The following is an 18,006-nucleotide window of genomic DNA, read 5'->3' on the forward strand; positions in this document are numbered from 1 at the left end:
TTACAAATCAACACTTTTTTTAAATTTTTTTCGATTTTTTTGCAAAAAAATTGACAGGTCTTCTCCTGTCAGTAATAGCAGCTTCCGGGAATTCTTTTTCTAACTCGTTCAACCAAAAAAAAGACGCCTCTTTTTTGACGTCTTCAAAATAAGTGAATCTCGATATTTTCTTTATCAATAACACGGATCTCTTTAACAACTTTGCGGATCAGCGTCTGTTTAATTTCAAAGTCAAGTTCTTCTTTGTGATTCAGAAAAAAGTCAATCGCTTCTTGCAAAATGTGTTCGTTCGGCTTGCTTTCTTGCATTTCTTTGAGTTGTTGTTCGAGCTGGTTGTATTGTTCAATTAGCTCTTTTTCGCGTTGCTGCAAGTTGCGTATTTCTTCTTTCACTTCTTCTAGGTCGAGTTCGTCGTCATCGGACATTGTGACAAGCGACAGCAGGCGTTTGCGTCCTTTCCGCGTTCGGTCAATCTCTTTTTCAATCCGTGCGAGCTCCTTCGTTTCATAGCTATGTTCAACGTCAGCAACAGGCTGGAATTCTCGTATTCGCTCTGGATGGTTGAACAAATCAAGAAGGTAGATCCATACCTCATGTTCAATTTCATCAGCCCGAATGGTCATTCCACAGCCAGGGTGTTTTGCGCCAGCTGTATTTTTTATGTCTGTATACTCTCGAAAGTATTTACCCCAATTTTTTGCGTATCGTCCAGTCATCGTATTTCCACATTGTGCGCAGCGCAATAGCCCTGACAACAAGTATTGACGTTTCGGTGCTTTCGTATAGCGCCTTCTCGCTTGTTCTAGCAGCATTTGCGCTTGCTGAAATTGTTCTGCTGAAACGATAGCTGGCACATCGACATAGATCCACTCATCCTTATTACGCAAGCGCATCGGCACTTTTTCATTGCGATACTTATTCGCCAGCATGCCTTCTGTATTCCACTTGTTTTGTGGCTTTTTTCCCATGTACGTTTCATTCATCAATATTTGCCGTACCACTTGCCGATGCCACACTGATTTCCCCATTTTTGTTGGTATATTTCGTTCAGTTAAATGCAATGCAATTCCGTTTATGCCTTTAAATCGCCCTTGCGTAAAGCTATCAAATATAAAACGGACGATTTCAGCTTCACTTTCGTTTACGATGAGTTGACCTGTTTTTTTGTCATAATCATAGCCATATATTTTATCGTTTTTTACTACTTTTCCTTGTTTCGCTTTTCTTTTCCGCCCTGCCATCGTTCTTTCACGGATTTTTGCTTTTTCAAACTCTGAAATAGCTCCGCGCATCGAAAAAAACAGCTTCCCTTCCGGCGTGTTTGCATACTCTCCATTGACAAACAGCAATTCAACATTGTATTTTCGAAACTCATCATCAAGCAGCAGCTGGTGCATAAGATTACGCGCCAGCCGGTCGGGATCATACACAATGACGGTATCGATCATTCCGTTTCGTATATCGTTGCGCAAGCGTTCCAGCCCCGGACGCTCAAGAAATTCGCCGGAAAAGCCTTCATCGGTGTATATCATTACATCGTCCGTTTTCGCCTTCTTCTTCGCTTCCTCAATCTGATGAGCGATTGAATATCCTTTCTGTGCCGATTCTTCTGTCGATACTCTTGCGTAGATAGCTTTCATTTCTCTTCGCTATCTCCCTTCTATATATCTTCAATAAATAATGATAGCAGGCTTGAATATTGTTGTCAGTATGCTTTCCCTTTATAACCCGTACATTCATCGCGCATACCTCCCTTTGTTTGAAGATATGCAACAACTGGTTGTACAAATGAAAAAAACAGATAACATGTACAAGCATGCTATCTGTTCCTAATCGATGATGATTTTATATTTTTCAAAACAAATGCGTTTAATTTCTTCAATCTCTTGCGCGTAAATATATGCGAGAAACTTATTTCCATTCCGTTTTGCTTCAGAAAGTATATATCGTTTGCGATAGTATTCTTTTATTAGCTCGTCAATGCATTTTTGCAATTTGCATTCCCTCAACTTTGCATAAAATATCATTTAATAATTGAAATACCTCGCTACTTGACACATTCATTTTTTCTTTTTGAGCCTGCCGTTCAATCTCGACCGTATATGAGGATAAAAATGCATGCAACATGCCCAATTCATCGTCATCTAGCGAAATATCATGTGATGTTTTCTTTTCGTTAAACGATGTAATTTTGTCTAAAATCGAATCATAAACATTCATTTTTTTCTTTCCTTCTAAAAATCCGTAATTGCGCTTTAGCGCTTTTTTTATTTCTTTCCGCATAATACTCATATGCAAAATGAGCATAGCTAATTCATCATTAGTTAGTTGCATATTTTTCTCCTCCTCGCAATTCAGATACGTATTCGTTCAGCTTTTCTTTTTCCTTTTCTGTAAGTTCTTCAATTTTCATCATAAAAAATGAGTTTCTACCGATTTTTATTCGTCGATCTGCAAATTGTTTCACTCGTTCCCAATGCATACATACAGACGGAAGCAAAATATACCCCATTCGGTTGACAATGTCCTGCGCGATTTCAAGTTGTTTGAAAAAATAGAATTTCTGCGTGATTTTCGCGAATTTCACGACTGGAATGGACGGAAAATGATACAACAATGTACGCGGATCTTTATCTTTATAATGCTGCGGCACCAGTGAGTAGTTCATGGGCAGCCCTCCTAACTGTTTTACGCGCTTTGTCGTGTATTTCCTCAAGTGTTTGGAAAAACTCATTTCCTTCTCGTTCCGTTGACGGGAGAGGAAAACCTAGTACCATCGTGTCTGTGTCATATAAGCCAAGTTTGAAAATTTTCTTTGCCTTCCACATCGGAAGGAACTGTTTGTGCATGAACTCACCTGTTTGATAATCGGTGAAATGAATTGCAAAACCTCGATCGCCAATTTTCCGAACGTTGATAAGCACTTCAACAATTTGCCGAATGCGGCTATCCACGTTGTTTATGCTTGGCGAACAGTATATTTGCACACTTTTCATTTTGCGTGTAAACATCATGACTTCTGTTGCGATCGTCGCGCCGTATTTCGACCATTTCCGGTTAGAAAACGCCATTTGCGCTTCGTCCCAGCAGCATATGCTCCCCTGTGCTTCAGCTACTTTGTACCAATCTGTATAATGTTCAAGAGGAGTCGAATCTTTTAAACCGTAATTTGAAAATAGTTGAATATCACCGCCACGCGCACGCACTTTTTCACGCCAATGGTGAGCTAAAATCGACATCATCAACGTTTTTCCAGCCCCTAACGGACCTTGTATGAAGAAATGATGTGCCACTACCGTTTTCCTCCCTTCTCAACGCCATTCGGCGCGACAATGACCGGTTTTGGCGGTTTCGGAATAAGCGCTTCAATCGTGTCGATATAATATTGCGGATCAGCGACAAGAACCTTGCCTTGCATAATGAAATTGATAATTTCGCGATACGGATCGGTTTTTCCGTGCAAGTATTCATTCTTCGAAAGACTTTCAAGTAACAAAATCGCTTTAATTTGCCATTCTTGCAGTTCCTGCGCTTTTGTCGTCATTTCTTCAAGTACTTGTTTTACGTCCGATATGTGCTGCACCTGCGGAAACAAATCATCAGAAATGACGCTTTGTAGCTTTTCGGCATTGCTTGTTCCTTGCATATGCGATCACTCCTTTACAAGTTCGACAAGCTCATTGACCTTCTTTTGAAGACGCTCGATGCAAGGATAATTCCATTGATCATCTATGCTCGCCATTTCTTCGATTGTGTCTATCATTCCTTTCAATTCAAAAATGAGAAAGGCTATTTGATTTTGCATCACGATCCACCTCCGGAACAGCTTGAAATTCCCATCACAATGAATGCAAAGAAGACAAGTCCGAATAGAAGAATTTTTGTGATATCCATTTGACTTTGCGTCTCCGGCGCGCGGTATGTAGTGATTTGACGAAGCACGATGCTTTTTTCAAGTTCGGCCAATCGTTTTGTTTCCTGGACAGAACGCGACGGCGCGCGATAGAAAAAATGTCGTCCTTCAATTCCTGTCGTTACCTCGCAATCGTGCATCGGCACGCAATACTTTCCGATGACATATATCGCATTGTCGCGAATTTCATCGATGCGTTGTATGTCGCTTGTTTTTTGTTCGTCGTCGAACACAATGAGAATATCGTTCGTTTCCGGGAAAAACTCATCTTTTTCTTTTCGTTTGAAGAATGCCATCAGATGACCGCCTTTCTTTGTTTTTTCTTTCTATTTGAAAACTGAACAACCTTCCAACCGAAAAAAGCGACAACGCCAACTCCGGAAGCTGCTCCAGCGCCTAGCGTAAACATATAGAAAAACGCATCTACCACCATTTCACACCTTCTTTCAAAGAATAATAGAGCCGCATAACAGAACGGAAAATAAGCAAAGATCCGAGAATAACCACTGACATCAGCGCCGATGAAATGACAAGCTGCCATGCGGTCGGCATGTCGCCGAATACCGACAGATACTTGCCTATATTCAAACCTTGCGCGGTTAATCGTCCAACTGCTTGGAGTTTCTCAATGCCCATATCAAGAAACGTTATAGGAGGGTTAAAAATTTTGTCAATAAAACTGCGAATTTGTTCCTTGATCCCCATTATTCCCCTCCTATCCGAATAGACGATAGCAACTTAATTGCGGCGACTGCGGTAAACATCCAAAGGATAAATAGCAATATATACGCGATCGGCTCGAGTTTAAGTGGCTGCATTGCGGTAAAAATTTTTCCAAGCATTTCAGAATAGCCATTTCCACTTCCACTACGAGGGATATACACTAGACTGGCAAGTGTTCGAGCAAAACCGACAAACAGGGAGACAATCATTTTTGCCAGCTCAAAAAATAGTAAAAACAACTTGACCGCCAGCACGCCAATTTTGTAGAGAAAATACAACAAACCGTCAATTAACGCATAGATCACTTCAAAAAAACCGACAAACAAGTCAACAAGCCCTTGAAACAGCTTTTTCAACAACCGACCGATCCACTTTATACCGCCCCATATGACATCAAAGAGCCTTCCAAATGCGTCGGTCAAAATCCCACCTAAAACAAACATATACATGTAATTCATTGCTACCACCTACTACGTTTGAAAGCGTCGTATAAAAACGCGACAAGACGATCAGAAAACAAAAAAACGGTAAAAAGAAACAAAATAGGCGTGAGATATACCATATAGCGTTGAAAAACTATTTCCAATACGGCTTGCAATATACTAAAATTCATTGTTTCACACGCCTTTCACTAATTGCTTTTTTAATAAAATTGAAAATTGGTCGCCAAAAAATGAACACAAGCGATAAAACGATAAATGGAGCTACCCATGCTAGAATACTCACTACTGTTTCCATAAAATCTTGAAAACTTAAAGGAAAGTCAATTTTTTCACCCAGACTAGGAACAGTAACAGCTTGTCCTTTCGTTCCATATTCACCAATAGGAATAAGTGTCGCAGCATATGCTCCAAAAAAGTCTGTTTTCATATCTTCTTTTTTTATTACGATTTGTTTTGTTGCTGCATCTACTTGGGCGTATTCTTTACCGGCAATCAGCACTTTCACTATCCCTTTTGTCGGACTCGCCCATGTAACGACATAGTCACCGTTTTCGTTTTGCGTTGTCGCCACGCCAGATAAGACTGGAACAGGCTCGGACGGCGTTGTTGTTTCAACCGTTACCCCTTGCGACTCGTCCCCTTCAATATTGACCGACGTAACCTTGTATGAATACGTCGTTTCCGGCGTAACAGTCAAGTCCGTCCAATATGTGCCGTTCGTTTCAAACATCGGCGTATAACCGTCTGATGGGGTTTCGGCGGAAACAGATGTCGTGCCAAAAAGCTGATCCCAGAACGATTGTTGTTCGACATTTTTACGATAGATTTTCACGTGAGAGAAAAACTCGCTGTTCGGCGGTGTCCATGATAATTTCACCCGGTCGTATTTTGCATCGGCTTGCAGGTCAGCGACATCTTCTACTGGAATTGTTGTCTTTGCAGTTGCTGTCTGTCCTGTCGATGAGTACCCATCGATGAATTTAGAAACAACTTTTACAGCGTATGAAGTGTTTGGGTTTAGATTAGTAAAGTTATATGACGTTGCGTCTTTATCTAAAGAAGTGATAAAGTTTCCATCTAAATAAATGTCATTTCCTATAAATCCTGAATCTGTAGGATTTATCCATTGAGCTAAGATAGAATAAGTCGATGGAAATAATTCTAAGTTTGTAACATCGGGTGGTGGTAGAGTTTTGACTGTTAAAGTTACTCCACTTGACTCATTTTGGCTTGTGTCAAATGAAGTAACTTTAACTGTATATGTTGTATTAGGATTTAAACCATTAAATGTATAAGATGTTTTTGTTTTATCTAAAGTGGTTACTAAAATATTATTTAAATAAATCTTAGTTCCATCGAAATCTGTATCGGATGGGTTAGACCAATCAACACTAAAAGAAGTACTTTTGATACTACTAGCAACTAACGAATTAACGTTAGAAGGTGGCATAGTATCAACTAATGCATTTGAAAAAACATCAAATTCATAAACGCGACCGCCACCAGTGCCTGTGTTTATTAATGCAACGTAGGAAACATTATCAACTAAAGAATCAAGAAACTGAATATCATCAGAAGATACGTGAGTTCTTTCATATAATTTGGTCATATTGGAACTATATAAAACTAAATTCAGTCTTGTAGAAGATTTTAGATAAAAAGAACCAATTTTTGTAGGAATTGAGAACTGATGCCATATCGTATTATAGTTGTTAAATTCAAATATATCTTGATAAGTACTTAGTTCATTATCTGTAACCGTACTAATTCGGCTGTATTTATGTCCAACATATGCTCCAAAATAAATAGTTTTATTATTTAATAATCCACCATTAAAAGCAAAAACGTCTCTTGAAAAAGGTGTAAATAAGAAAATAAAACTTACAATAAAAGCAATAAAAGGTAAAATCCTCTTCATAAATAGCCTCCTTTCAGTCTACAAGGTTGCATCAGCCCCACTCCCATCTGGATCATCAGGGTGTTTTTTGTAGTATTTTGAGCCTTGTATACCGTCGTCTTGCGGTATTGGCGCGTTGCCGCCATTGTCGCCTGGGCTTGGCGGTGTGTCGTTGTTTTGGCTTGGCGTTGGTGCATTACCTGTGTCCGGTGTTCCTTCTTGTTCTTTTGGAATTGGCAATTGTGTTTCCGTTTCTTTTGGTTTTCCTGCATCCCAACCTTTTGGATCGGTTTCGCCTGGGATTGGCATGCTTGGAAAGTCAGGAAGTGTATCAAGTGGATCTGAAATATCCCATCCTCCTGTTGGATCAGGACGCTCCTCAATGACAGGTGCTTCGCTTTCAATTCTTCCCTTGGTGAATCCCGACGTATCAAGCCCTGGATCAGGCATACTCGGAACTTTATTTCCTATTCCTCGTGTGTCCAAGTCAGATAGTTCCGCAGGTTCGTTCGGTACACTTGGTGCTGGCCCTAGAAGCGTCCCTATATCGGATACAAGTTGAGGAACGATTGTATCACGAAAAACGGTCGCCACCTGGTTCCAGTTTGGTGCTGGTGGAATTGCATTTTTTATTTCTGTTAGTTTTCCTAGGTATTGATCCCACCCTGGACACGAGAAAAGGTCACAAGCATTACAGGTATTTGAATCACTTCCCCCCATGTCGTCGTAATTCCCATATGATGATGAATCACACGAGGGATTTACTAATCCCGTCACATGAATTTTAATGCGAATAAGTAAGTTGTCCGTCGCCCCAAAAAATTCAGCTTTATAGTATCTGTTGCATGCAAAATAAAATCCATTAAAATAGCTCCATCCGTAGTCTGCCGCCGTCCTTGTTTTCGGATTCAATGGTGTGCTGAACGAAGAATCGGCGTAGTCAGATACCCAAAGCTTTTTTATACTTGTTCCTCTAAAGTAAACAAGAACAGCATCCATACCATGATAATTCGGGTTATAATGTAACGGCGTACTGATTAAGTTTTGCGGATCGTAAACTTCAATTACTTGAAACTCCCCTGCTGCTGAAGCAAAAAAAGGCTTGGAAAATGATACAAGGAGCAAGAAACAAAGTATGATGTTGATTTTCTTAAACATCTAAAATACGACACGCCCTTTCTATGGAAAAAGGAGGATCGCTCCTCCTTTTTTCTTGCTTATCGCGATGCAGCGCGACCGAAAATTGATTTGATAAAAGCAATAATTTTTGGTGCAAAACCTAATGCGATTGCCAAGAGTACGAATGGTCCCACCCAACCAAGTAAAGAGTTCACACTTCCAATCACATCTGCCACCGTAAAAGGTAAAGAAAGACCTGATAAATCAATAGCAGCTCCTAAAGCAGGCATGTATAATTCCTCCTTAAAATTAAAATTTTTTATATTCCACTAGCAAATGCTAGTTGAAAACTTAGTAACGTCGAATTTCGTAATCTTCGCCGTTTTGATCGTTTTCGTCAATTTTCTTTGTATTTGCAAATGATTTTTTTATCATCGCAATAAACATAGACAATGCTCCAGCTGCTGCAACGATCATAATGGCTGGCGCAACGTAAAAGAGCAGCCACTTGACGTAATACCAAAACTCATTTAGTCGTGCTGGTGTGAAAAATGTTTGAAATTCTGGCATGATATCACGACCTCGATCTGATCGCTACGATCACACCGTGTAAAAGCATTCCTACCGCCACAATAGCTATAATCAGCATGATGAAGGGAGCGACTGTTTTTAATAAAAACCCGAATACACCCCAGAAAAACGCCCAGTCAAAAACGTTCCCGATGCTCGACATTATTACTCCCTCCTCGTTTCTTTATATATGGCGATAGACAGAAACAAAAGCGTCAAAAATATTGTCCATGTGGCGATACCTGTCATCACATCTGCATTTCCAAAGACGACTTTGAAAGCGTATGCTGCGAGTGTCCCAGTCGTCACCATCGCTTCTTCACACCTTTTACAGTAGATATGAGAAACATTACGATCGGAAATGATGCGATACAGGATGCCATGATGACGAGGTATGTCGCAAGAATGTCCTTTGGCGTTGCAAAGACAAGGGAATACATTGTTCTACCTCCTCATCATGCGTTCTAAAAACATGAAAATGAGTGTTGCAGCGATCAAAACAGAAATAACAATGTCACCGAGTGTGATTTCATGAATGATATGAATGTTTCCCTCTGGCGTTTCAATTGTCGTATGCGATCGTAAGTCGACATACTGTTGAACACCTTGTATATCGCCATTGGAAGTATTTTCGTTTTGAAGTTCTGTTTCATCCATGAATATCACCTCCACAATTCAAATGTACAGATAATTTTGTCCTTTTCATATCACCAAAAAAATTTGGTCATATAACGACAAAAATCGAGTGAATTTTTCTTCACTCGATTTCAGTTCTCTAAAACATGTAAGCGATATTTTTCAGATGTATTATGTCATTCGGCTATATGTGCCGTGAAAATTTGTAGATGTTATAAACATCTTTAAAACGAAGCACGTTTTACGTTCGTTTTGAAAATTCTTCCCGTTTTCGTTATACCTGTTTCTATTGTTCTAATCCATTCTTCCAAGTCTTCCATGCCACATCCAAGGTTAAGCAATTCATTCGGAAACTCGTTGAATTTTCTTTTCCAGCGTTTCATTTTTATCAAAGCTTTTTTTGTTTCCCCAAAAGAATATATACGTTTTTCTTTTCTTGTTGAATATTCCTGTGTTCCAACGTATGAACATAAATATATATATTGCTTTCCATTTGATTTCACTTGCGAAAGATACATCTCATCTCCCCCTATTTGGAAGTTAAAAAGTACAAAAATGCTCCTGTTAAAAACGCAAAAATTATAGAAAGCACCATCGATTCTATGATTTCTTTTATTGTGTTTTTCAATGTATTTCTCACAATTCTCTCCCCTTGTTTTATTTTCTAAAACGGAAGGTCATCATCTGGCCATTTGCAGCATGCCCCCCTATTCGCAGGGTTCTTTGCATACTCTTTTGACTTTTCAATGAAAATTTCATCCAATATTTCAGTAAAAACACTTTCGATTTTTTCAATACCTCTAACATCACGTAAGAAATCTTGTAGATATGCTTCGAACAACTCCATATCAGCATAATCAAGTTCGATTTTCGATCCGATGATTGTATTAGAAAATTCAAATAATTTCGATTCACAAAGAGGACAAGTGATAGGTTGCTTGTCCTCTTCAACCGAAAAACCTTCGCCGCACGTTGAACAAGTGTATATGTCCAGTCGCATTTTCAGTCCTCCTTTTCCTCACAAAGCACATAAAAGCCGCATGGACATTTCAACTTCGCAATAACTTTTATACTCCAAACTTCAAAGCCACATTTATCGCAAAAGAAACGATATATCAAAAAAACACCTTCTTTTCTTTCATACATCTGTATTCATGTTCTAGTTCAGATATCGTTAGCTCATAAAGTTGCCGACCATCTTCCATCTTTACGCGTCCCATTTGAATGAGCTGCTCAATTCGTTTATCTTTCACGTTCTCAATGGCTTCACGTAAATAAGACTTGAATGTTTTTGTCATTTGTCATCCCTCTTTTCTAGCTCTTTACCCAACGCACAAACAAAGTAGCCTGCTCCGTATCCAAACAAAGTACTCATAATCATTACCTGATCCATTTCATTCTTCACAATTGTTACCGAATACATTGCTAACATTATGCAAATTAACATGAAACTCGCCGGCATAATCATTTTTTTAAGCACCTTTTACACCTCTTTTTTGCCGTTGCAGCCAGTCAATGAAACTGGCTGCCTCATGGAACGCTTTTTCAAATGGAACACGCTCAGCAAGCATTTTTATTTTGTATGGTTGTTTTTCCTCCGGCATGTAGTTCGCACGCCATGCAATCGCAAGATCTCCTTCGCGTTCGATGAACAAATACGCGCCCAATCCATAGCGATACTCGTACAGTTCGCCGTAGCGATAGATGAGAAAACCTTTTGCACGCGCCATTTCATTCTCTTCCAAGCGTTTTTTTAGCTGTTGTTTATGCTGCTTGATTTGTTGTTTTAAATCCATTGGCAATGTGCCTTCTTCATATATCAAACTTAGTTTTTTGTTTTTTATTTTTATTTGAATATTTAGATTATCTATTTCACAAAAAATTTTATATAACATATAGAGCCTCCTTATAAGTTACCTAGTTACTTCAAGTTACTTAAAATATGGTATTTTCCTATATATCGCTATATATAAGATTTACCTAGAAATGAGTAACTCATGGTAACTAAGTAACTAAATTTCTTCCTCAACAAAGTTACTAGTTACCTTAAGTGACTTATTTTTCTGTATTTCCGTAAATGTATCGCCTATAGGCGATTTACCCGAATTTGAGTAACTAGTGGTAACTTTGTAACTTTCGTTTGAAAGACCGATGCCGAAAAAGAATGTTTTGTTTCCGGTGGATTTTCGTTTTTCGAATCCTCGCAGCACTAAACGCGCCGAAAACTTTTGCTTTTTCATCGCAATTTCGCTGTTTTCTTCACACCAGTCGATATATTCTTTATACAACTCGTTCAATTGCACTTTCGCGCCTGGATGGATCACGCAGCAATCGTTCAAGAAATTGCTGAGAAGATCCATTTCGTCTTTGTATTCATCCGTTGCGTTCTTGATTTCATCTGGCTCTCCTAAGCCTTCTTTTTGCCATTTCAAGCATCCCTCGACTGCCCAGCGCAATATACCAGGAAGTTCGTTCATCAATTTTTCTGGAAGATGCTTGTCCACTTGTTCCTTTGGAATCGTATAGGTGAACGGAACAAGACGAATGCGTCGCCAAATTCCTTCGTCATCGCCCTTGATAATCGGCTTGTGATTCGTTGTAAAGAAAATCTTGAATTCCGGCACAAACTCGAAAAATTCTTTCCGCAAAAAGCGAGCTGTGATCGGCTCACCGCCGGTTAATTGTTTAATGAGCGATTCGCTGAGCCGTTGGCCGTCCTCGCTTTCGACAGCCGACACGAAACGTGAACCGTGCAAACGTGCAATATCGTTATTTATCCCCGAATCATTCATTTTCGCTGTAAATGTATTCGAGTTTGTTTGCTTCGCATAATCGCCAAGTAAAGCCTTAACGGTATTAATAAACGTTGATTTTCCGTTTCTCCCTGTTCCCCATAGAAAAAACACCACTTGTTCGCTTATATCGCCTGTAAGAGCGTATCCTATCGCTTTTTGCAGGAAGTTAATAATGTCTTGCTTTACATCGTCACCATCACGAAAGATGGATTCTAAAAATGCAATCCACGTCGGACATTTTGCATTTGGATCGTATGGAATATGTGTGTTTTTCGTCATCATGTATTTGCGATCATGTGGCAACAGCTCACCTGTCCGTAAATTGACCACTCCATTTGCGCAATTCAATAAAAATTTGTCCATGTTCAACTCCTCCTGACTGATTGGTAACATCGCTTCCGCCCTAGCAATGGAATTTATGAATACAGAACTTTTTTCACTCGCCTTTGCCCATTTCAGCAGTTCGTTTCGCGCATCGTTGTTTTCCTCTTTTGCTGCTTCGGCGTACATTTCGCGAAATGTGCGAATCGCGATCCGTTCAATTTGTTTCTTTTTATCCTCAATCCACGTCTTTCCGTCCCATATGAGCCACTCCTCAAACTCCACACAATAACGCAGGTTTTGACCGTTTCGAGCAACAAGACGTTCGGCATTCCCCATTTCGGTCAAGTTGAACTTTTTCGACTCTCCTTCTTTTCGTGCTGGGAAAGTCATCGGTGGCGGAGAAGAATAGTTTGTTCCACTTGGCTCATGCTTGAGAGCACTATTTAGCGTGTTTGAAAACTCTCGCTGGTCTAACGGAGGAAGGAAAAAATATCGATTTAGGAAACTAGCTATCTCGTGCACTTGCTCTTGTGTGTAGCCAAATTCAACGAGCCGGCAACAATGCGCGTACATCGCGTTGTTGCGTCCCCCCTCGTGCATCGGGATCGGAAACGGTCGTTGCGCTTTATCAATTTTTTTCAATCGTTCGAAATAGATCGGCATCGGCGAAAGTTCCCCATCTGCAATATGTACCCACTCGCGTCCGCCTGTATTTTCGCTTGGAAGAACTACTTGACCGCGCCCGGAAAGACGATAGTCACCGACGAAACCGCCAGCCATAAGCACTGTCGCATCTTGTCCTTTGATTTTTCCGATCGAACGAAAGAAAAATTGAAATCCTCGTATTGTTCGAATCGCGTGAAATTTATATCCTTCGCGCAAAAGTGCCTTAAAAATCAGCTCCCCTTCTGTCTGTTCGTCGATGTCAATCACGTCATATCCGTCTGGAATGACAAGCCCTGTCCATCCTTTTTGCCGCAGCCAGGAACGAATCTCACCTTCTGTCATGCCTGGACGATTTAGATCTTGCCAGCCTTTCATGCACGGTCGTTTTGCTACGCTATACGCTTTGTTCGGATCGTTTTCCGTATTCATACGCGAATAGCCGACTAGACGAATGATTTTCAACGGCTTTTTCGCGGATGGAAAAAGCCGTTCAAGTCCTGATTGTAGGTCGATCGCTGCTTGCATTTTCGTTCCTCACTTTCCAGTTGGGAATGTGTATTTGACTTGCTCTGTAAAAATGTCATAGAAAACAACCATCGTATGCCCGTTTTCATCGCGAATGAGCTTTCCAGCTGGGAAAACGGAAAAATCTTCGACTTGAATTGCACTCATATCAAACGTATTTTCAATCCAACGCATGACCGCAGGAACGTATTTTTCCATCGGATTTTCTTTTGTTTTTGCTTTTTTCATTAAAAACACCGCCCTTTTTTGATTGCGCGGCTCCCAAAAGAGAGAGCCGAATATGGAAAAATATCGCGAAACGTGTTATATTTTCAGTAAGAATGTTTTTTCTGTGCCTTGCAGTAAGTGTTGCCGCACTTGCTGCTTTTTTTATGACGCTTTTTCATTGTCGCTTTCCTTCGCTCTTTGATATTGTTCTGGAAGGACTTTTGCTAAATAGGCATACACTTCTTTTTCTAATTGATTGAACAACGGTCCTTTTACAACGGTGATTTTCACCCCCAATCCCTCCCCTACTAGGCATGTACTTTCGTTGCAAAATCTATCTTTATTCCTCGTTTCTGCATCTCGCTAACTAATTGCTCAAGATCTGCACGACGCTTTTTTTTAGCTTCAATTTCTTTAAGCATTTCAATCACTGCTAAAAATTCTTTCGCTTCGATCTCTGCCGTTTCATAATCTTTGTTAAAAATCGCTTCAAGCATGTAATCAATACACAATAAAGCTTTATTTTTCTTGTCGATTTCATCGAGATAAAACCCTTTTTTGAGCATTTCGACACCTTCTTTCGATATTTAATTTGATTTACAATGATTACAAAGAAATGTAAGTTCTTGTTTGATTAATTCACACGCATCAACAACGTATTTTGGAAGCTTTTCTTTTGTGCGCATGTTATACGTCAACGATGTTTTCCGCCCTTGCACTTGAACGAAAATCGTTGCCGTTATCTCATCGTCAAACTGTATACCGACAACGCGATACTTTCCGTTTGGGCTGTTCCATACCCGTTTGAATTTTCGCAAAAAGATCACCTTCTTTTTCAAGCTGGATTAGATGAAACTTCGCGTACTGCGTAGCGAGAAGGTAAAAAAATTTCATCTTTACGCTTTTTGTACAGTTTTGCAATCTGTTCTGCGCGTTCTGCGCTCACATGTCGATGTCCATTTTCAATTTGCGAAAGATATCCAGCCGAAATATTGAGTTTCTCTGCGGCTTTTTCAATGCTTAAACCAGCCGCAATTCTGGCTTCTTTTAGCAAGTTCATTACTTTCACCTCCAATTTTACTTTGCGTATTGCGTTGTTCAATTATTATATTACTTCACAAAACGCAAAGTGTCAACGCGTTTTGTAAAGTTTTTTAAAAAATATTTTTGTTTGCGTTTTGCAAAGGTATAATATTTTTTGAAATGATAGGGGGATTGTCATGAATCAAAAATTTGGAGAACGATTAAGAAAATTGCGCTCACAAAAAAAACTTAGTCAAAAAGAATTTGGAAAGATTTTTTCGCTTGCCGAATCAACAATTTCAGGATATGAAAACGGATCAAGAACACCAGACATCGAATTAATAGCTAAATTCGCTGATTTTTTCGGAGTGTCAATAGATTATCTTTATGGTCGGACTGATAATCCACATGAAACTATCGATAGTAAAGAAGGTAGAAACCTTTTCTTTTTCGACATGGACGGATTGACAGAACAAGAGATCGAGGAAATTAAGAAGCATATTGAATTCATTAAGTGGAAAGCACGACAAGAAAAGGAGAAAAAAAATGGGTAAAAAAGAGAGGCAACTTATTGCTGGTTTAGTGGGATTCGCGTTTCTCGCTGTAATCCTGCTGAACTATTCTAAGTTCGCTAACGTATATGCTTTTTTGGGAACGTTATTGTTTGGAATAATCGTCATCCCTGCCTTAGTTGAAAGAATGCTTCCAGCTAAAAAATCTCCAAAGAAAAACACTCCTCGGAAAAGTGCTTCAACAAAGAAATCAACAGCTAAGAACTCATTAAATGGGAACAAAAAGAAATATGGTGTCCGATCGGATGATGAAATCATTTCTCTACCGTTACGCGATCTAAACGGTTATGAATTTGAACGGCTTTGTTATTTATATTTCAAAGCAATGGGCTACAATCCAGAAATCACCCCTCCTGCACAAGACAAGGGGGTTGACTTAATTCTTACAGACAAGAAAGAAAAATTTAAAATCGCTGTACAATGCAAACACTATATAAATTCAGGAAGACAAATTACAGTTAAAGAGATTCGCGAATTAGTTGGGGCAAAACGTAATCATCGTTGCATAAAAGGGTGGTTTATTGCTACTACAACATATACCAATGCCGCACTTGCCGAAGCTGATACACATCATATCGACTGTTTTGCAATTGAATTTGTTGAGAACAAGATTGTAGCTTGGAAAGAACGAGAAGCAAAACGACAGGTGTCAGCTGCGAAAAAATAAAATCCCTTGGTCAAGCTTAGGGATTTTTCTTTTTCTTGTAAATAAGAACATATGTTTGTATAATTAAAGAAAAAAACTTGTGGGGGATGAGGTAGAATGTACTTATATAAGCCTTGCGACTTAGAAAAGCGTATCTCGGAAGCATATCAGCAAAACGGGATCATCTATCCTTCTCAGCTCGATGAAGAGTATATCGCAAGGAAATTCGATATTTTGCTTCTCGAATCAAAATTCGGATCGTTTGCGGAATACTGCGACGACTTGAAAATTGTAGCGCTTCATCACGATTTAGACTCACTCAAGCGTAGAGAAGTATTTTTTCATGAAATCGGGCATTTATTCTTACATGTGGGCGACCAGTCGAAAATGGCGGACTCATTCAGATACTTTCAAGAATCACAAACAAAGCGATTTACGTTATTCGCTGCGATCCCTTATCATATGCTTACATATATCGATTTTTCACAAAAACGCGACTTCATCGTATATGAAATGCAGGAAACGTTCCGTGTGCCAGCTGAAATTTGTGAAAGGCGGATGGATTACATTGAAAATAAAGTGCTCAGTACAAAACTAGAGGCTTCTTGTTTGTGATTGTTATTTATTACCGCGTACTATTGACATTAGAATCGAAATACTTATGCATTTACGTTCGCTAAAAAAGACGAGAAAAGACGTTTCCCTTCACGACCCGATCGGGCAAGATCGCGATGGAAATGAAATTAGTTTGTTAGATGTATTAAAATCTGAAGACGAAGATATTAGTGATATGATTGAAAAAAATAACGAGCTCGAAAACATCGCCCAACATTTACATGTACTGGACGACCGCGAACGCCAAGTGATTATTAGCCGCTTCGGCCTAAACATGCAACCGGAACGCACCCAGCGTGAAATCGCAAAAGAACTCGGCATCTCCCGCAGCTACGTTTCACGCATTGAAAAACGGGCGTTAATGAAGCTATATCACGAATGTTATAAACACGAGAAAGGGAAAAAAGAATCATAATAAAACAGGTGTCCTGCCAACCCAGGACACCTGTTTTTATACACGAACTTGTCGTTTATGACGCATTCGTTTTTCGATGTAGTAAACTGGAACAATCACAACTGTCCAAAATGTGAAGTGTCCCAAAATAACAAGCAACGGATGGCTGGTTCCATGATGTTCTTCATGTGGTCTTTCACGAAATTTTCCGGGTGGTGGAAATGTTTCGCTCGCTTGTGCTACTTTTTGCTCAAACTTCGGCTTAAACGCCTCATTAGGCTTTACATTGGTTGCTAGCCACTGCATACTTCCTATAAATAACGCAAGAATAAGGACAGAAGTCACAATCGCCTTTTTGTTCCAATTTCCTTCTTTTGTTTTCAACATTTTCCGAAACACGCCCATAATCCATTGCCAATGCAATGCGATATGCACCCCAACAAGCAAAAGCGTCAATTTCGCAAACACATCATGTATCTCCCGCAACGCATGATTTTCGCCACTAAGAAGATGTGGGAAACACAACTTTCGAAATCAGAATACCTGTCACAATAATCCCCGTCATCGAAAGAAGCAATAATACACTTAGCAAAAAACTAAATCCCGTTTTCCTCGAAAGCGAACGATCGAATATTTTTTCACCGTATGGACAACCCATTGATAGTTTAATCCAATATGCACAAGCACAGCGACACCAATCACTAACCCTGCCACTTCATGAAACAGTAAGCCATTAAACACCCGCGGATTCATTAACAACACAAACGTAATCGCCATCGATACGTCTAATATTATTTTTACAATGTTTTTCTTCAACATATACTCCCCTACCTTTCACATATCATGTACCCTATACCGTAAGTGTACAAGTCGATGGTGAAAAGTAGGTGAAAAGGGGGAGGTTTTATCCAAATAAAACCTATCTATGCGAGAGTATC

The 18,006-nt window shown here is 39.6% G+C and carries 32 protein-coding genes and 1 pseudogene; 4 read left to right on the forward strand and 29 right to left on the reverse strand.

Annotated elements, in window-relative coordinates; translation table 11 throughout:
• Positions 1 to 143 precede the first annotated feature (143 nt).
• From BO219_RS06410 to BO219_RS06525, 27 genes are all read right to left on the reverse strand, one after another.
• A complete protein-coding gene (locus BO219_RS06410) occupies positions 144 to 1,640 on the reverse strand; it encodes a recombinase family protein (RefSeq protein ID WP_077428857.1) in 1,497 nt (498 codons plus the stop codon).
• A 337-nt stretch (positions 1,641 to 1,977) separates the two neighbouring features.
• Positions 1,978 to 2,334 carry a hypothetical protein gene (locus tag BO219_RS06415; RefSeq protein ID WP_077428859.1) on the reverse strand — a complete coding sequence of 119 codons (357 nt, stop codon included), beginning with the start codon at positions 2,332 to 2,334 and terminating at the stop codon, positions 1,978 to 1,980.
• Positions 2,321 to 2,668: a hypothetical protein gene (locus BO219_RS06420; protein WP_035021146.1), complete on the reverse strand. Its 348-nt coding sequence runs from the start codon at positions 2,666 to 2,668 to the stop codon at positions 2,321 to 2,323. Before BO219_RS06420 ends, BO219_RS06415 begins: the two co-directional genes overlap by 14 nt.
• Complete coding sequence (locus tag BO219_RS06425) at positions 2,637 to 3,293, reverse strand: ATPase (RefSeq protein ID WP_077428861.1); 657 nt, start codon at positions 3,291 to 3,293, stop codon at positions 2,637 to 2,639. Before BO219_RS06425 ends, BO219_RS06420 begins: the two co-directional genes overlap by 32 nt.
• Positions 3,293 to 3,646, reverse strand: coding sequence for a hypothetical protein (locus BO219_RS06430; RefSeq protein WP_077428863.1), 354 nt, complete (start codon positions 3,644 to 3,646; stop codon positions 3,293 to 3,295). The genes BO219_RS06425 and BO219_RS06430 overlap by 1 nt, the downstream gene beginning before the upstream one ends.
• A gap of 6 nt (positions 3,647 to 3,652) precedes the next feature.
• Entirely contained in the window at positions 3,653 to 3,805 is a 153-nt protein-coding gene (locus tag BO219_RS14655; RefSeq protein WP_198936657.1) for a hypothetical protein, read from the reverse strand.
• The gene (locus BO219_RS06435) at positions 3,805 to 4,209 is read right to left on the reverse strand and encodes a hypothetical protein (protein WP_077428865.1); all 405 of its coding nucleotides are present in this window, start codon (positions 4,207 to 4,209) and stop codon (positions 3,805 to 3,807) included. The genes BO219_RS14655 and BO219_RS06435 overlap by 1 nt, the downstream gene beginning before the upstream one ends.
• Entirely contained in the window at positions 4,209 to 4,343 is a 135-nt protein-coding gene (locus BO219_RS15020; RefSeq protein ID WP_268915860.1) for a hypothetical protein, read from the reverse strand. The genes BO219_RS06435 and BO219_RS15020 overlap by 1 nt, the downstream gene beginning before the upstream one ends.
• Positions 4,337 to 4,618: a hypothetical protein gene (locus BO219_RS06440; RefSeq protein ID WP_077428867.1), complete on the reverse strand. Its 282-nt coding sequence runs from the start codon at positions 4,616 to 4,618 to the stop codon at positions 4,337 to 4,339. Before BO219_RS06440 ends, BO219_RS15020 begins: the two co-directional genes overlap by 7 nt.
• Positions 4,618 to 5,085 carry a hypothetical protein gene (locus BO219_RS06445; RefSeq protein WP_077428947.1) on the reverse strand — a complete coding sequence of 156 codons (468 nt, stop codon included), beginning with the start codon at positions 5,083 to 5,085 and terminating at the stop codon, positions 4,618 to 4,620. Before BO219_RS06445 ends, BO219_RS06440 begins: the two co-directional genes overlap by 1 nt.
• Positions 5,086 to 5,245: 160 nt before the next feature.
• Positions 5,246 to 6,997, reverse strand: coding sequence for a fibronectin type III domain-containing protein (locus BO219_RS06450; protein ID WP_077428869.1), 1,752 nt, complete (start codon positions 6,995 to 6,997; stop codon positions 5,246 to 5,248).
• 18 nt (positions 6,998 to 7,015) lie between these two features.
• Positions 7,016 to 8,134, reverse strand: coding sequence for a hypothetical protein (locus tag BO219_RS06455; RefSeq protein ID WP_077428871.1), 1,119 nt, complete (start codon positions 8,132 to 8,134; stop codon positions 7,016 to 7,018).
• A 59-nt stretch (positions 8,135 to 8,193) separates the two neighbouring features.
• Entirely contained in the window at positions 8,194 to 8,385 is a 192-nt protein-coding gene (locus tag BO219_RS06460; protein WP_077428873.1) for a hypothetical protein, read from the reverse strand.
• A gap of 61 nt (positions 8,386 to 8,446) precedes the next feature.
• Positions 8,447 to 8,665, reverse strand: coding sequence for a hypothetical protein (locus tag BO219_RS06465; protein WP_077428875.1), 219 nt, complete (start codon positions 8,663 to 8,665; stop codon positions 8,447 to 8,449).
• A gap of 4 nt (positions 8,666 to 8,669) precedes the next feature.
• Positions 8,670 to 8,828 (reverse strand): hypothetical protein, encoded by a 159-nt coding sequence (locus BO219_RS14760; RefSeq protein ID WP_012574467.1) that lies wholly within the window; start codon positions 8,826 to 8,828, stop codon positions 8,670 to 8,672.
• 2 nt (positions 8,829 to 8,830) lie between these two features.
• On the reverse strand, positions 8,831 to 8,977 hold the full coding sequence (locus BO219_RS14660; protein WP_198936658.1) for a hypothetical protein: 147 nt from the start codon (positions 8,975 to 8,977) through the stop codon (positions 8,831 to 8,833).
• Between the two features lie 132 nt (positions 8,978 to 9,109).
• Positions 9,110 to 9,322 carry a hypothetical protein gene (locus BO219_RS06475; protein ID WP_077428877.1) on the reverse strand — a complete coding sequence of 71 codons (213 nt, stop codon included), beginning with the start codon at positions 9,320 to 9,322 and terminating at the stop codon, positions 9,110 to 9,112.
• A 203-nt stretch (positions 9,323 to 9,525) separates the two neighbouring features.
• On the reverse strand, positions 9,526 to 9,819 hold the full coding sequence (locus BO219_RS06480; protein ID WP_077428879.1) for a hypothetical protein: 294 nt from the start codon (positions 9,817 to 9,819) through the stop codon (positions 9,526 to 9,528).
• A gap of 146 nt (positions 9,820 to 9,965) precedes the next feature.
• The gene (locus BO219_RS06485) at positions 9,966 to 10,301 is read right to left on the reverse strand and encodes a hypothetical protein (RefSeq protein WP_077428881.1); all 336 of its coding nucleotides are present in this window, start codon (positions 10,299 to 10,301) and stop codon (positions 9,966 to 9,968) included.
• A gap of 115 nt (positions 10,302 to 10,416) precedes the next feature.
• Entirely contained in the window at positions 10,417 to 10,599 is a 183-nt protein-coding gene (locus BO219_RS06490; RefSeq protein ID WP_077428882.1) for a Fur-regulated basic protein FbpA, read from the reverse strand.
• 174 nt (positions 10,600 to 10,773) lie between these two features.
• Positions 10,774 to 11,196, reverse strand: coding sequence for a hypothetical protein (locus BO219_RS06500; protein ID WP_077428886.1), 423 nt, complete (start codon positions 11,194 to 11,196; stop codon positions 10,774 to 10,776).
• 117 nt (positions 11,197 to 11,313) lie between these two features.
• A complete protein-coding gene (locus BO219_RS06505) occupies positions 11,314 to 13,611 on the reverse strand; it encodes a phage/plasmid primase, P4 family (protein ID WP_077428887.1) in 2,298 nt (765 codons plus the stop codon).
• Positions 13,612 to 13,620: 9 nt separating this feature from the next.
• Positions 13,621 to 13,839: a hypothetical protein gene (locus tag BO219_RS06510; RefSeq protein WP_226373769.1), complete on the reverse strand. Its 219-nt coding sequence runs from the start codon at positions 13,837 to 13,839 to the stop codon at positions 13,621 to 13,623.
• A 141-nt stretch (positions 13,840 to 13,980) separates the two neighbouring features.
• Positions 13,981 to 14,109 carry a hypothetical protein gene (locus BO219_RS15025; protein WP_268915858.1) on the reverse strand — a complete coding sequence of 43 codons (129 nt, stop codon included), beginning with the start codon at positions 14,107 to 14,109 and terminating at the stop codon, positions 13,981 to 13,983.
• A 17-nt stretch (positions 14,110 to 14,126) separates the two neighbouring features.
• Positions 14,127 to 14,384, reverse strand: a complete 258-nt coding sequence (locus BO219_RS06515; protein ID WP_077428889.1) for a hypothetical protein — start codon at positions 14,382 to 14,384, stop codon at positions 14,127 to 14,129.
• A gap of 21 nt (positions 14,385 to 14,405) precedes the next feature.
• Entirely contained in the window at positions 14,406 to 14,645 is a 240-nt protein-coding gene (locus tag BO219_RS06520; protein ID WP_077428891.1) for a hypothetical protein, read from the reverse strand.
• Between the two features lie 8 nt (positions 14,646 to 14,653).
• Positions 14,654 to 14,878, reverse strand: coding sequence for a helix-turn-helix transcriptional regulator (locus BO219_RS06525; RefSeq protein ID WP_043967617.1), 225 nt, complete (start codon positions 14,876 to 14,878; stop codon positions 14,654 to 14,656).
• A 160-nt stretch (positions 14,879 to 15,038) separates the two neighbouring features.
• On the opposite strand from BO219_RS06525, the gene BO219_RS06530 reads away from it, so the two are divergent.
• The 4 genes and pseudogenes from BO219_RS06530 to BO219_RS06545 form a co-directional block, all read left to right on the forward strand.
• Positions 15,039 to 15,395 (forward strand): helix-turn-helix domain-containing protein, encoded by a 357-nt coding sequence (locus tag BO219_RS06530; protein ID WP_077428893.1) that lies wholly within the window; start codon positions 15,039 to 15,041, stop codon positions 15,393 to 15,395.
• On the forward strand, positions 15,388 to 16,080 hold the full coding sequence (locus BO219_RS06535; RefSeq protein ID WP_077428895.1) for a restriction endonuclease: 693 nt from the start codon (positions 15,388 to 15,390) through the stop codon (positions 16,078 to 16,080). Before BO219_RS06530 ends, BO219_RS06535 begins: the two co-directional genes overlap by 8 nt.
• Positions 16,081 to 16,176: 96 nt before the next feature.
• Positions 16,177 to 16,674, forward strand: a complete 498-nt coding sequence (locus tag BO219_RS06540; RefSeq protein ID WP_077428897.1) for an ImmA/IrrE family metallo-endopeptidase — start codon at positions 16,177 to 16,179, stop codon at positions 16,672 to 16,674.
• A gap of 28 nt (positions 16,675 to 16,702) precedes the next feature.
• Positions 16,703 to 17,089, forward strand: a pseudogene (locus tag BO219_RS06545) (sigma-70 family RNA polymerase sigma factor); the annotation flags it as partial.
• 36 nt (positions 17,090 to 17,125) lie between these two features.
• Here BO219_RS06545 and BO219_RS14765 read toward each other — a convergent pair.
• Positions 17,126 to 17,536 carry a hypothetical protein gene (locus BO219_RS14765; RefSeq protein WP_226373770.1) on the reverse strand — a complete coding sequence of 137 codons (411 nt, stop codon included), beginning with the start codon at positions 17,534 to 17,536 and terminating at the stop codon, positions 17,126 to 17,128.
• A gap of 117 nt (positions 17,537 to 17,653) precedes the next feature.
• The gene (locus BO219_RS14770) at positions 17,654 to 17,884 is read right to left on the reverse strand and encodes a hypothetical protein (protein WP_226373771.1); all 231 of its coding nucleotides are present in this window, start codon (positions 17,882 to 17,884) and stop codon (positions 17,654 to 17,656) included.
• Positions 17,885 to 18,006 lie beyond the last annotated feature (122 nt).

This window comes from Anoxybacillus kestanbolensis, from assembly GCF_001996285.1.
GTDB classification, from domain to species: Bacteria; Bacillota; Bacilli; order Bacillales; family Anoxybacillaceae; genus Anoxybacillus; species Anoxybacillus kestanbolensis_A.